This is a genomic window from Nostoc sp. NZL (assembly GCF_015714705.1).
Taxonomy (GTDB): domain Bacteria; phylum Cyanobacteriota; class Cyanobacteriia; order Cyanobacteriales; family Nostocaceae; genus Nostoc; species Nostoc foliaceum_A.
Genome location: NZ_WBKL01000172.1, coordinates 1 through 13,905 on the forward strand (window position 1 = coordinate 1; position 13,905 = coordinate 13,905).

The following is a 13,905-nucleotide window of genomic DNA, read 5'->3' on the forward strand; positions in this document are numbered from 1 at the left end:
GCTCTCGTATTGTCAACTATGCCTATTACCAGGCTGAACAACTTTGTTCTATTGGTTCTGGAGCAGTTGAATCTGCTATTAAACAAATTGGTGCGAGAATTAAAATTTCTGGCGCACAGTGGAATGTTGATAGTGTTAATCACATCCTCTCTATTCGTTGTGCTTATCTCAATGGTTTGTTAACTATTTAAGTCTTTCTGCCAAAAGTGGATGCTCCCTGCTTTTGTGCTTGCTCGATACCAGCCAATCCATCTTCAGCACCTATTGTGTCAAAACCTTGGGACTCAAGAACCTCTAAGAAGAGATTGCGGGTAATAGCCTCATCTTCAATTACAAGAATTTTTTTTGACGATTCGTATCTCATTTTTCCATCACTAGGATTTTTGTGGCAGGGAATGATGATGAAACTCTGTGCCGAGTGCTTTGTAAAAAAACTATGAGTGTTGAGTTGAAGATAGTTGTTAATTAACAACTCAAAACACTACTATCAGGAAACCAATAAAACTCCATTTCTGGTTGTTGAACCATATGAAAGTTAGATTGAACTAACCTATAGCCTCCAGAATCCATATCCCTAGACACTTGATTAAATAAATCGGCACTATAGCCGTTAATGAGTTGCTAATAACAACTTCCTCAAATTCTGATGCTACTATTGGCTAGTTCTAAAGAAATTGAATTAGAAAGACTCAGAAATTACTTATGATTTTAAATATAATCTTAACAAGAAAAAACGATATTTTTTATGTTGGTAACATAAAGAAATTATTGGTCAACACTTAAATATAAATATTATTTATCATTTTCCTAAGTTAAATAGGAAGAATGAAATTAAAAACACCCATAGGTAGTATTTAGTTTTACTTATGATTAATTATTTGATTTATTTATAATATCAAGAAGCTTATTATATTTAATAAATTTTTAAAAGAAATAAAATCTTATTAGTTGCGTTAGAAATCCAACATCAATAATTCAACTTTTTTCAAACTTTGAACTAGATGTAATAGCAATATCTAGTGGTTCTGCTCTTGTCTCATGTATAGCAGTATATATAAATAACCTCCAAACAGCATAGATATGCCTCATGTAGTTTTGAATAGTGTCTAACTACGAGAAATATTTTGCATATTTATTGACTATCTATCTCAAAATTTTGTACCAAAACATAATAAAACATGCGAAATCCCATATTAAATTTTGATTTTAGCTAATTATTTGTAACTATTGGTAACTGTTATGCAATCAAGAGAATATTTATCAGCAAAGTTATTTAATGCATAATATCTTAATTTTGTCAATTCTAATTAAGGTGCATTTGCTCTAATAGTTCCGGCTTTAAGAAGTAAATCATTGATTATTATTTTAACAGCCTTTAATTTGCTCACTTAGGCATCTAACTATATGATAAGACAGCTTGTCATCTGTCACAAGGAATACATTTTTTTTAAATCCTGGGAATGTAGCTAATAATTCTTCCAAAAGAAGTAGAAAAGATTAAACAGCTATGTATTGATGAATACGATTTAGGGGAATTGATGGCTATTTACACCTTTCCATAGGCGTAATTGGAGGACAGCACAAGAGAAATCCAGTAACGCAGTTCTCATTACCATATAAAACTTGATAATATCCATGCTCCCTATCCTAAATTCAAGTTAGTTTTATACTAATGAAAATAAATTAGACTTCAAAAGCGAAAAAATAGACATATCTACCAAAAAATTGTTCATATACTCTTTTGGCGAAGATTCAGTAAGCTTAACGAAGAAGCAGCTTCTGCAATACGGTTCATTTGTAAGAGCGGGTTTAACAAGATATTTATAATGCTGGTTAGACCCGCCCCTACTTTTAATATGGATTTGCAATTGTTAATAACTTTATTTAAGTTTGCCTAATCATTATCTTGTGCTCCTAATTTGAGATATGAACAATGGTCTTAAAGAAATTTAAAAATCAATTTTGATTATTGAAATTCAATATTAAGCACTTCTAATAGCTAATCAATTATAACTCTATCAAGATAAGTCAGTCTGGTATTCATTAAAAACTTAGTCCAAAAGATAGATTGTTTTTAGGATAGGAAAAATTTAACTAAACGCAATATAGAGAAAAGAAGATAAATATTGCCAGATACAAACCAGTTTTAACTTACACCAAAGAGCGCATATTATGACTCAAAACATCACTGGTTATCAAACACAAATAGGTAAGAAAATCAATAATGAACAAATTGAGCAAATCCTGAAAGCAATTATTGCTGGCAAATATTCCTGGGCATGTGTTTTAATTCTGCGGTTTGCTGGTTACAATCCCATAGACTACATACCCTACCGCACCTATATCCGACTGCTCAAAAATAACTGCTTAGTTGAAAGCTCAAAACAAAATCAAAGTGATGGTGAGGCTGTAAAAGCGTTGAAACTCAAATCAACTTGGCTTCATTTCTGAAAAGAGCCATTAAGGCTAGTTCAAGGCAATTGATCGCAAAATTCCATAAGGAAAGGATGAAGACTGAAAGCTTTAAACGTCCGGTTATTCACAGATTCCTATTTTTTAAAGGCGTTTCTACAAAGGCCCATCGAAATGAATATCTGTAGGGTAGCCTGAAATTTTATAATTCATACTTTTTTGGCCACCCCATCCTTAACATATGACTTACCCAGCTACTACCCCTAATACTCATTTGCAACCTACTCTTAAAGAGATCATATGGCAGAAAAAGCATGAAGTCGCACAAATTCAACAAGAGATGTCTTTGGCTTCTTTGCAACGCCAGTTAACTGCTGCGCCGACCGTGCGAGATTTTCTCTCCGCTTTGCAACAGAGTCGTTACCGACCTTGCATCATTGCAGAGGTGAAGAAAGCATCTTTAATTCACGGAATTATTAAAGCAGACTTTGACTCAGTAGCGATCGCCAAAGCTTATGAACGTGGTGGTGCAACTTGTATCTCGGTCTTCACCGATCAGAAGTTCTTTCATGGCAGCTTTGAGAATTTACGCACCATTCGCTACCGGGTAGGATTGCCTCTACTGTGCAAGGAGTTCATTTTAGACCCCTGCCAAATTTATTTAGCACGGGCAGCAGGCGCAGATGCAGTGCTACTGATTGCAGGAATTCTCTCAGATAAGGAACTTCAAAACTTTTTGCGAGTGATTCACTATTTGGGAATGAATGCTTTAATAGAAGTCCATACTTTGGCAGAACTAGATCGGGTGCTAAAGCTTGATGATGTGCGCTTAATAGGAATTAACAACCAAAGTCTAGCAGATTTTAGTGTCAATATTGGCACAACTGGTCAACTACTAGCGGCTAGGCGATCGCAACTACAAAGTTTGGGCATTATTGTCGTCAGTGAGTCTGGCTTGTATACACCTGCTGATTTATCCCTTGTAGCTGAAGCTGGTACACATGCCGTTATACTTGGTGAGGCTCTAGTTAAACAAGAAGATATACAGCAGAGCGTGCGTAATCTGCTCAAACCTACAGCTATTTTCAGATAAATAGACCACATTATTAATTCAAGCAAGAGTCGGTATATCTTCGTTTGCTTCACCCCTGCTTTTTCTGGCCAAGCTTTTTGGGATTGGTGTAGACGCGATGTTGTAATTTCGGTGTATAGTATAACCCTCGACTTTAACAGATTTCGGGTTGACACTTTATAGACTGGCTCAAAATTCACGAATTTATGCGGAATTGATACCAGCGACACTGAAATTGATAGCAGCAACATCACTGTGTAAACAAAATTTATGAACACAACCAAGAGATATTTTTTACCCCTTATTTTTGTGACAATGGTTGTTAGCCTCAGCAGTTGTAGTTCTAACCCCACTACTCGTAATATTGACAGTGGAACACCATCCTCTACTACGACACCGACGAATAGCCCATTGTCTCAGACTCCCAGCCAGATTCCTAGCGTAGCTCAATTGAGAGAAAAACCTCCTAATCAAGAATCTCCCAAGGAAAATACGCCTTCCTCATTAACGCCTAAAGTTGCCACTAGCAAAACTACCAACGTCACACTATATACAAGTGATACCCAATGTCAAGAACTCATTCCAGAAAAGGTTTCAGTCCCAGCCGAGGAACCAGTAACAAATGTAGTGAGTAAAATTTTAGAAAAACGAGATACAAGTGACTTTAGCTTGTCTGGGTATCGTGTCAACATCAAAAATGGCATTGCTACAGTTGATTTGCGAATATCCCCTAATTCAAAGCGACAAATAGCTTCTCTTTCTAGTTGTGAACAGTTTGCTCTGTTTGGCAGTCTTCGCAAAACCCTAACAAGTAATGCTCAATGGAATATTAAAGAGGTTCGCTTCACCGAGCGAGGTGAGGACATTGTTCTTTAGTTAAATTATGTTTAGTAAGTGCCGTCATCAGCTAGCTAAAAAGATTTCCCAATTTGAACAACTACAGGACTCATACATCAGCAGTTGCCCAAACAGTGCATGTTCTAGCAATTGAAAATAGCTGTAAATAATGGTATAGTTTATTTTAGTCGTAAGTCGATGGCAGCAATTCGCGGGTGTAATTCAGTGGTAGAATGTCATCTTCCCATGGTGAACGTCGTGGGTTCGAGTCCCATCGCCCGCTTTAAAATCAGAAACTAAGTTACCTATGTGATTGCTCCTTTTGGTACAGTTGCTTATAAGTTTGTTGAGCCAAACTTCACTAGGCATCTGGAGCCTGCACGTATCGTTACTACATTGTATATACTACAGGTTGCCGATAAAGCGCCGACGTTTAACAGATTGCTATTTCTATTAAACATCTCCAAAAATTAATTATGCGTTGCTCGAAATCCTTGGTAAGCACAATTCATGAATTGTGCCTAATGTAAGTGGGCTTACTAGGAGCCAATTTAATAAAATTTACATTGCTTAATATAGTTTTATTATTGCCCACTTACTTACATCATTTTCGGACAAGTCTATTGTATTGTCAGCAGGTTTTTAGCGATTTATGCAGAAACGTCTATACACTCGCTAATCGATGACAGCTAATGGTAAAAAACAATTAGCGATTCGCAATTAGCACTATGGCAAATTTTCTCCAACCGCCAAGATTACGCATTGGTGAAGACACCGAAGAAGAACGACGCGCCACTTGGCTGGAATTGTTTTATGATTTGGTTTTTGTCGTTGCAGTTTCTCAACTCGCCCACAATCTCAATGAAGATATCTCTCTATCAGGATTGTTTGGGTTTGTAGTTCTATTTATACCAGTTTGGTGGTCATGGATTGGCACCACATTTTACGCCAACCGCTTTGATAGCGATGATGTGGGACATCGACTGCTCATTGGTATACAAATGCTGACAGCAGCAGCGATGGCTATTAATATTCACCATGGTTTGGGTGAGACTTCCCCTGGTTTTGCCATTTCCTATGCTCTCGGTCGGGCCGTGCTTGTAATAGAGTACGTTCGTGCTGGAAGACATATCCCTTCCGCACGTCCTTTGACCACTCGCTACGCTATTGGTTTTGCGATCGCAGCCTTGCTTTGGTTAATATCAGCATCTGTACCAATCCCTTGGCGATTCGGATTTTGGACACTGGGAATAATTATTGACTTTGCCACACCCTTAACAGGACATAAGTTTCAGATCGGGTTACTCCCCCACGCCTCCCACTTACCAGAACGTTTCGGACTATTTACCATTATTGTTTTGGGTGAAGCGATCATTGCAGTGGTCAATGGTGTTTCTGAGCAGAAATGGGATGTTTTAACGGTGATTTCCGCCGTGTTTGGTCTAATTATCGCTTTTAGCTGGTGGTGGGTCTATTTTGATAACCTGGGTGGTAAACCTATTGAGGTGGCGCGGACACATGGAAAAGTTGGTGTTGTTAATCTCTGGCTTTACACCCATTTACCGCTAGTGATTGGGATTACTGCTGCTGGAGTCGGGGTAGAACAAATCTTGTTGAGTAAGCCAACTTTAGCACTACCCGATTCCCAACGATGGCTCATCTGTGGTGCAGTAGCATTATGCTCTTTGGCTGTCAGTATTCTCCATAGATTTGGGGTGATCCGTTATTGCAAAATTCGTTCCCAGTATCGACTTGGGGGTGCAGTTGTGCTGCTAGCGATCGCTATCTTTGGCAAAGGTTTGTTACCTGTTGCAGTCATTGCCCTTGTAGCTGTAGTTTCTGCTATCCAAGTCGTTCAAGATTTATATCAAAGTCGGCCCACTACCCGCTTGGTTGACCCAGAAATCTAGCTCATAGTCTAGTGGCGTACATCTGTGCGCCACTACAACATCTCCATGTAATTTCAATTTGAAGAGTTTTCTGAATAGCATCTATCCTATGGAGTATTTTTATACAAATATCAATAAATGTTTATATAGTTATTTAAAAATTATGTAATCTCAGTATTCAAACCTGACGCTGTAAAGCTGATAACTCAACGGATTGCTGTCTATCAGAGGTTAGAAAGCCAGAGGAGGAATGTCAAGATTGTGAGATGTACCTTTGGGTAGTGAAGTCAAGTAGGTGAAATATTTATTAATATTATTAATAGGAAGTGTAAATTTAGCGTCAGGAGTCAGATAAAAATTCTTAATGGCAAATATTTTGCATCAATCACGAAATTTTTCACCAATGGGACAGAAGATCATGAAAGACCAGAAACCATCAGACTCTAAGGAATTCGTCGGAAATCTCAAGAATGGGATTTGGCTGTTTGGACTGTCATCCTGGGTATTTGGCATTACCGATCGCAGCATTGCTTCATTTGCGGATGGCTATCTATCTGCTTTGGATTTAACGCAACTATTCACAGCTGCTACGTTCTTTGTGGCGTGGCTATTTTTGAAACCGACATCCAGAGTTTAAGATAGGCGACTGGTTAAGTATCGTCACTTTTGACGTTAGTTATGCCAAGATTCGGAAAGCTATAGCTATAGGAGAACACTTTTGATCGCCATAAGGGGTGCTACAGAGAATGCATGGATGCTTTTGCATTCAAAACAATCAGGTTAATTCTGCAAAATCTCAGAATTATCCTGATTTCTAATTTTCACTAAATAATCCAAGTTGCTAGTTATGGAAGATGTTAACAGGAGAATTTTTACCCTAACTGACGAGGGAGAATCAGGAACTACACCGAGTTCACGTAACCTTTGTGCCAATATTTGGCTACCTTCTTCCGGCGTTATTAAACGGTTATGTACAGCCACTCTCGCGTGATATCCTGATATATTCTTCGTTCTATGCCAATTCCCAAACCCACCTCATAGTAGCCAAAGAAAAATTTTTCTAATTTTCCGGAATTGATTCTGCTCAGATGGTAGTCTCTATCAGAATAGCGATTTATACTGAAACTCTATAACGAAACCTCCGGGGTATAATAACCCCATATTAAAAGCCCGGTCTTCATGACCGGGCTTTTATTCACAATTAGGAGTTAGGAATTCTTCTTAACTCCTAACTTCCTAACTATTGATTAAATTAGGCAAACGCAGCAGTTGTCACATCGTTATTCGACAGAATTTCTTGCAACTCTTCAGCGTCTACCGTTTCTTTATCAACCAGCATTTGAGCTATCTGATCTAAAATATGGCGGTTGCCTACCAACACTTCTTTAGCGCGTGTATAGGCTACATCCACAAGTTTACGGACTTCTTCATCAATGGCGGCAGCGGTTTCTTCAGAGAAATCACGCTCTGACATAATATCCCGTCCAAGGAACATATTACCTTGCTGACGACCAAGGGCGACTGGGCCCAAGCGATCGCTCATGCCAAATCGGGTAATCATCTGACGCGCAACCCGTGCTACTTGTTGGAGGTCATTAGAAGCACCAGTTGTAACTTCTTCTTCACCAAAGATTAGTTCTTCAGCAATCCGACCACCCAAAGCCACAGCCATCTGATTTTCCAGATAAGCGCGGCTGTATAAACCAGTGTCCATCCGGTCTTCGCTGGGGGTAAACCAAGTTAAACCACCTGCGCGACCGCGAGGAATGATGCTAATCTTCTGCACAGGATCGTAGTCTGGCATCAATGCACCAACTAAGGCGTGACCAGCTTCGTGATATGCTACCAAGGTTTTGCGCTTTTCGCTCATTACCCGGTCTTTCTTCTCTGGGCCAGCTAATACGCGATCAATTGCGTCGTTGATTTCATCCATCGAAATCTCAGTCAAATTCCGGCGTGCTGCCAGAATTGCGGCTTCATTCAACAGGTTGGATAAATCTGCGCCAGTAAATCCAGGGGTACGACGCGCGATTTTATCCAAATCCACATCTTTTGCCAAGGTTTTGCCACGGGCATGTACCTTGAGAATTTCACTGCGTCCGGCGTAGTCGGGACGGTCTACCACAACTTGACGGTCAAAGCGACCAGGACGCAACAGCGCTGCATCTAGGACATCAGGACGGTTGGTAGCGGCAATAATGATGATGCCAGTATTACCTTCAAAGCCGTCCATTTCTGTAAGCAACTGGTTGAGGGTTTGTTCCCGCTCATCGTTACCACCACCTAAACCTGCACCCCGTTGACGACCTACTGCATCAATTTCATCGATGAAGACGATACAAGGAGCATTAGTCTTAGCTTGTTCAAATAAATCGCGGACGCGGGATGCACCCACACCTACGAACATTTCAACAAATTCTGAACCGGAGATTGAGAAGAAGGGTACACCTGCTTCACCAGCTACAGCACGAGCTAGGAGAGTTTTACCTGTACCAGGAGGCCCAACTAACAGCACACCTTTAGGAATTTTTGCACCAACGGCGGTAAAGCGATCGGCGTTTTTCAGAAAGTCTACGACTTCGTTTAATTCCAACTTGGCTTGGTCAATACCAGCGACATCGCCAAATGTTACCTGAGTTTGTGGTTCCATTTGGACTCTGGCTTTGGATTTGCCAAAGTTCATTGCTTGGCTACCTGGGCCACTTTGAGCGCGACGTAGCAAGAAGAATAAGCCAACCAAAAGCAATACAGGGAAAAATAAGCTGCTCAGTGCCTTAAACCAAAATCCTTCATCGGTTTGGGGCAATACAGAAATATCAACGCCTTTAGAAGTCAAAGTATTGATCAGGTCTGGATCGTTGACTAAGGTAACAATCCGTTTAGCTGGGTCATATTTGGGTGTAACCAATGCTGTAGAACGGTCTGCACTCAAACTGACTTTTTCTACTCTGCCTTGTTGAACTTCTTGAATAAACCGACTATATCGCCATGTCTCTCTGCTTTGGGGTTGTTTGTCAAAAAATGCTGTTCCCAGCGCAATGACGACAATAAACAGCAGCGCGTACAGCCCTGCATTTCTCCATCTTTTATTCACTAAGGTCTATCCTCCTGTATTTTTCGCGCCATCGCGTAGCGTCTCTGTTCGGAGAGGTCATTATTAATAATTATGTTAACTTATCTTAAGATATAACAAATTTGGCGTGACTGTCATGCTAAAAAAAGCTCCCTTATTAGCTGAAAACTCTGATGGTAGGGATTATATTGTAGCGACCCTGAAGGCTGATGAACGGTATGAACGGGAATAATTTCTACCACACTATTAGTGTAGGCGATCGCTTCAAATCTCTGGAATAGCTCCACCGTCCAAGGTTCTTCCCGCACTGGATGTTGGTGGTTTTGTAACCAGTTTACAAGTTGCGATCGCACAATTCCCGGCAAAATTCCGGCCTTTATTGGTGGCGTGTACCAACTGCGATCGTACCATCCCCAAAGGTTGCCTGTACTGCTTTCTAGCCAATTTCCTTGAGCATCAACTAATATTGCCTCTTCGGCATCTAAACTAGTTCTTGCCAACCAAGCACTCAAATAGTTTCCAGTTTTATGAGAGGGGAGAGAGCGATAAAATTCCGAACTAGCAACGGCGCACATAACACCATTATTTTGTTTTTCTGTCAAATTTTGTGGTAAGAATCTGCCAGTTATCCACTCCCGTCCATCGGGAAAAAGGGTAATTCTGAGAACGGGAAAGTGTGCGAGGAGAATTTGGGCACCTTGACGCAGACGCTTCCAATCGGGTTGCTGCCAACCAAAAGATTGTATTGAGAAGAGTAAGCGATCGCAGTGTGCTTGCCAATTCGTTAAATTACTATCTAGCGAGTTCTCATAAACCCGCAATGTTGTAAAAACAGTTGCCCCATAAAGTAAGCCCGGATCGTTAATGTTTAATTCTAGGGTTTGGGAATGAATTAATTTACCATCATACCAAAAAACATCATTTTTCATTTGCCCAATGCTTAATCTTTTGGGGGAAATACAATTTTATTAGTACCTTCAGGAGTTGTAATTATTTTTCCTCCCAAGGCTTCGATTTCCTTAATGGCGCGTTTTTGAGTTCTTTCATCAGCATGATTATTTAAAACCATTGACCATGTAGAAATTTGAGCATATTTACTATTAGGATTTCGACTCAGAAATTCCGCAGTTCTTTGGGAAGTATTAGCTACAAGTTGACTTTCTGTATCTGAAAATTTACTTGCCCAGTTTGCAGCCGTTGCAAAAGACTGTTGGGCAGCTTTAGCGTTGCCTAAAAATAATAACTCATCAACTCCTTTATAACGCCAGATGTAATAAGACCTTTCGGGAACTGAGGGAGATAGTGATTTTAAACCTTTCTCTGATATTGCGATCGCACGCTCTGGCATAGCGGCATATAATGAAGTACTAACAGAAAGACCGCGATACGCTGCTAAAAATCGCGGGTCACGTTCTAGAATGACTTCAAAATATTGTGGACTTAAACTGTAACCTGTTTTATCCCGAACTTCATCATCACCGAAATATTGTAAAAAATTGAGATATACCAAATCTGCAATGAAGTTATCATAACCAAAACTAGGCATTTTTTTGAGAAAGCTAAGACGGAGTTTTTCCGATTTCATTTCTTTTTCGAGAGTTTCTAAAGAGGCAGATTTTTTGCTCTTTATCAGTTTTTGTAATTGGGGGAATTGAATCAAGCCAACTCCTAAAATACACAAACAAATTATAAAAGGTGTAGCAATGGCTTTACGCGACAACAACATATTTTCCTTGTCTTCCCAGGCAGAAGCAATTCATTGTATATAATATACTTCTTGTAAGATTACTCAGCTATATAGTCACAGTAGCTTACATAGAAGAGCATCCATCAAGCTGCTAGCCTACCCTTTAGCAAAGACCAACAGTGAATAAGCCTATCTTTTCTCAAGAGAAACCGAAAACAGCTAGATCGGCAAACTGTGCATAAAATATTTAGTGATATATTATACTTTTACTCTGCAAGTAGATAGAGTAAAATTTACACTTGCTTATTTGGAGCATCTAGTATTTTTTTTTCTTTTTTGAGATGAAATTAGCTCCTATAAATCCAGTTTTATTTTTCTTGAGCAACAAGTTCTTAACTTAATTAATTTCCTTTGATATTACTTAGTTTTATTAAGTAAAGGTAGTAAGATTTGCAACATGATTTAAAATAATATTTTATTCGCAATTAGACCTTTAAACTCTTTAATCTTATGCTAGATACTGTAGCTACGAACAACTTGGAAAATAATGGTTTATCCCTTCAGACAAAAGATAGTGATTTTAAAACAATAGTTACTAATCTTAATGCTGATAAAAAAGGACTAGATGTTGACGAAATTATTGATGCTATTAAAACAGTAATTGTTGAAGTCATTGATTTAAAAATCACTACTTGGGTAGCAGAGTCATCTGATCAGCCAAAAAATGAGATAGAATCTCCCAAACCAGGTAATCGGATATATACCCGAATTAATCTTGTTAATGGCGATATACAAAATGAAATTGGTAGTCAATTTACTGATAGTGGCCCATATAAAGAAATTCGAGAATTTCATTTAACTCAAGTTAAAGACAGTCGGGAAATCATTCAAAAAAATATAGAAAGCGTGGAGAAGTTGTATGGGTTTTTTATGGAAATCGTGAAATATCGCAAAAAGTCCGAACTTTAAGCATTTTTTATTAATTACCCATTTAAACTAAAACACCGACAGCAATCTAGCCTAATCTTTAGGTTGATTTGCTTTTACCTATCAATATAAAGCTACACCAATATTTAGCCAGAAATAAATGATCAGAGGGCGGTACTATGTCTAATGATATTCAAATGAAAGACCGAAATAGTATTCAGAATCGAAACCAAAATGCTGCTAAACCCCAAGATATTGAAAATCAAGCTAGAGGCTTGTTAAACAATTTAGTATCGTCTGTACAGACATTAGTTGATGACATTACAGCCTTAGAAGTGAATACGATGGTTGTAAATAGGATTAATGCTTCAAAATTTAATGCTTGGGAGGCATATCAAGAAATTTATTCTATACATGATCCAGATTACTTTAAGGCAAAAGGAATTCCAAAAGAGGGTTCTCAAGCTGAAGAACTACGTAAGCGTTATAGAAGCCTATTTGACCAAATTGAAAGAGAATATTTTTACCTTCTTCTTGAGGAAGGATCAGGTTTTTATAATCCTCAAGACGATAGAGTAAAACGATATCGTCAGAGGCTTGAATACGCGAAAAAATATCAACCAAACCTAGTTGAAGCCGATCAAGAAAACGTAAAGCTAGCTAAACCAATACTACCTGCTCCAACTCCCGTTCTTGATGACAAAGATGAAAATAATCAAGAAGATTGGATTGAAACTTTTAAAGAAATCCAAAAACTTTTGGATAATGATAGATTTGTTCGTACCCTACGTAAAATGTATGAACTGAAAGCTGCACTTGATAGTACTAATGTGACAAGTACCAATATTGATATAATTTATGCCCAAACTGTTATGCAGTTAGATGGAGATATTATCACACGTTACAATAAAGACCTGTTTAGTTTATCTGAAGACGCTAAAAATTTAATCATTAATACACACAATCAAGGAGTGATTTCTGGGGAGAAACAGTGGCGTGGAACATTTAGTTTTTTGATTAGTTTGGTACAGAGTATCGCAAATTTATCTCGATAATGAACGCTGATATAACAAAAATAGGTAACCAAAGCGATGTTGCACTCTCTCTGTTTCTACAAGTTCCTCAGGGCGATCGCTTTGAACTTAAAGTTGAGCAATCACAGTTTAATTTTTATCTCAATGAGACAGTTGTAGAACAGATTCAGCAAGCGCAAAAAACTGGTGTTTCTCTCTACATTCCGCCTAAGCTGATTGTTCCTCTTTGGTACTACGTTTGTTTCAGCAATAATGTTGTGTCTGGAGATAAAAAAGAAATTATTGAACAAAAAGTTAGTAATTTTTTTTATATTATTTTCATAGTCAATCTTATCAAATTTTTTCTGAGTAAAACCGCACGGTGCAAAACAAGCTTACAGTCTGGAATCACCTTTAATTCTTACTATAAGCAGGCTGAATTAGGTTCGATTGCTTATAAAAATCAAGACATCATTTTGCAAAGCACTGTCCTTCTACATGGTGATATATTCCACAAAATCAAGTGGGATTTTATGCAAAATCCCAACTGCTCAACAATTATCTCTGCTCATTATTGGCTGACTGAACAACTACTAAATTGCTTTCGGACTAAGCTAAATCTGCTAGTTTGGGAGCTAGCTTCGCTCTTTACTGCTGCTTTAGTAGCCTACAATCTGTATCCAGCAAATGTGATTATATTAATATTTGCGTGGATAGGCTTCACTATGCTATTTACTACTACCCGCTATGTACTTGTCAATCAACTTAAAAGACGTACCTCTATCAACTCTAAATTTATAAATTGGTTGACATGGACGCTGATTTGTCTCATCCCTATCGTTGTTGCTGCTACTAGTAGGTTTAATGATGTTAATGCCTTATTATTGGCGTTTACATCACTGATTGCCCCAAAACTTGCCGAGTACATTTTAAGCTTTATAGGGGCACGAGTTGGGAAACTAATCATTCATCGGTTCCTGTCATTATGAGTATAT

At 38.5% G+C, this 13,905-nt stretch carries 12 protein-coding genes, 1 tRNA gene and 2 pseudogenes; 10 read left to right on the plus strand and 5 right to left on the minus strand.

What is annotated here, in order from left to right; translation table 11 throughout:
- Positions 1-191, plus strand: a pseudogene (locus F8R90_RS25730) (ISKra4 family transposase); the annotation flags it as partial.
- 29 nt (positions 192-220) lie between these two features.
- Here the strand turns inward: F8R90_RS25730 and F8R90_RS25735 are convergent.
- Positions 221-364, minus strand: a pseudogene (locus F8R90_RS25735) (response regulator); the annotation flags it as partial.
- Between the two features lie 1,808 nt (positions 365-2,172).
- Between F8R90_RS25735 and F8R90_RS25740 the strand changes: the two are divergent.
- The 6 genes from F8R90_RS25740 (at position 2,173) to F8R90_RS25765 (ending at position 6,847) form a co-directional block, all read left to right on the plus strand.
- Entirely contained in the window at positions 2,173-2,451 is a 279-nt protein-coding gene (locus F8R90_RS25740; RefSeq protein WP_196513036.1) for a HetP family heterocyst commitment protein, read from the plus strand.
- A 202-nt stretch (positions 2,452-2,653) separates the two neighbouring features.
- Positions 2,654-3,505, plus strand: coding sequence for an indole-3-glycerol phosphate synthase TrpC (trpC, locus tag F8R90_RS25745; RefSeq protein ID WP_196513037.1), 852 nt, complete (start codon positions 2,654-2,656; stop codon positions 3,503-3,505).
- A gap of 249 nt (positions 3,506-3,754) precedes the next feature.
- On the plus strand, positions 3,755-4,360 hold the full coding sequence (locus F8R90_RS25750; RefSeq protein ID WP_196513038.1) for a GerMN domain-containing protein: 606 nt from the start codon (positions 3,755-3,757) through the stop codon (positions 4,358-4,360).
- 172 nt (positions 4,361-4,532) lie between these two features.
- Positions 4,533-4,604: transfer RNA gene (locus tag F8R90_RS25755), tRNA-Gly, on the plus strand.
- 445 nt (positions 4,605-5,049) lie between these two features.
- Positions 5,050-6,231, plus strand: a complete 1,182-nt coding sequence (locus tag F8R90_RS25760; RefSeq protein ID WP_196513039.1) for a low temperature requirement protein A — start codon at positions 5,050-5,052, stop codon at positions 6,229-6,231.
- 397 nt (positions 6,232-6,628) lie between these two features.
- Entirely contained in the window at positions 6,629-6,847 is a 219-nt protein-coding gene (locus F8R90_RS25765) for a hypothetical protein (protein WP_094330884.1), read from the plus strand.
- 143 nt (positions 6,848-6,990) lie between these two features.
- Here F8R90_RS25765 and F8R90_RS25770 read toward each other — a convergent pair whose 3' ends face one another.
- The 4 genes from F8R90_RS25770 to F8R90_RS25785 form a co-directional block, all read right to left on the minus strand.
- A complete protein-coding gene (locus F8R90_RS25770) occupies positions 6,991-7,191 on the minus strand; it encodes a hypothetical protein (RefSeq protein WP_196513040.1) in 201 nt (66 codons plus the stop codon).
- Positions 7,192-7,462: 271 nt separating this feature from the next.
- On the minus strand, positions 7,463-9,304 hold the full coding sequence (gene ftsH3, locus F8R90_RS25775; RefSeq protein WP_190729958.1) for an ATP-dependent zinc metalloprotease FtsH3: 1,842 nt from the start codon (positions 9,302-9,304) through the stop codon (positions 7,463-7,465).
- 113 nt (positions 9,305-9,417) lie between these two features.
- Positions 9,418-10,212, minus strand: coding sequence for an aminotransferase class IV (locus F8R90_RS25780; RefSeq protein WP_196513041.1), 795 nt, complete (start codon positions 10,210-10,212; stop codon positions 9,418-9,420).
- An 11-nt stretch (positions 10,213-10,223) separates the two neighbouring features.
- Entirely contained in the window at positions 10,224-11,009 is a 786-nt protein-coding gene (locus tag F8R90_RS25785; protein WP_196513042.1) for a hypothetical protein, read from the minus strand.
- A gap of 471 nt (positions 11,010-11,480) precedes the next feature.
- On the opposite strand from F8R90_RS25785, the gene F8R90_RS25790 reads away from it, so the two are divergent.
- The 3 genes from F8R90_RS25790 to F8R90_RS25800 all read left to right on the plus strand — a co-directional run bounded on the left by F8R90_RS25790 (position 11,481) and on the right by F8R90_RS25800 (position 13,899).
- Positions 11,481-11,939 carry a hypothetical protein gene (locus tag F8R90_RS25790; RefSeq protein WP_196513043.1) on the plus strand — a complete coding sequence of 153 codons (459 nt, stop codon included), beginning with the start codon at positions 11,481-11,483 and terminating at the stop codon, positions 11,937-11,939.
- 137 nt (positions 11,940-12,076) lie between these two features.
- The gene (locus F8R90_RS25795) at positions 12,077-12,952 is read left to right on the plus strand and encodes a hypothetical protein (protein ID WP_196513044.1); all 876 of its coding nucleotides are present in this window, start codon (positions 12,077-12,079) and stop codon (positions 12,950-12,952) included.
- Positions 12,952-13,899 (plus strand): hypothetical protein, encoded by a 948-nt coding sequence (locus F8R90_RS25800; protein ID WP_196513045.1) that lies wholly within the window; start codon positions 12,952-12,954, stop codon positions 13,897-13,899. The genes F8R90_RS25795 and F8R90_RS25800 overlap by 1 nt, the downstream gene beginning before the upstream one ends.
- Positions 13,900-13,905 lie beyond the last annotated feature (6 nt).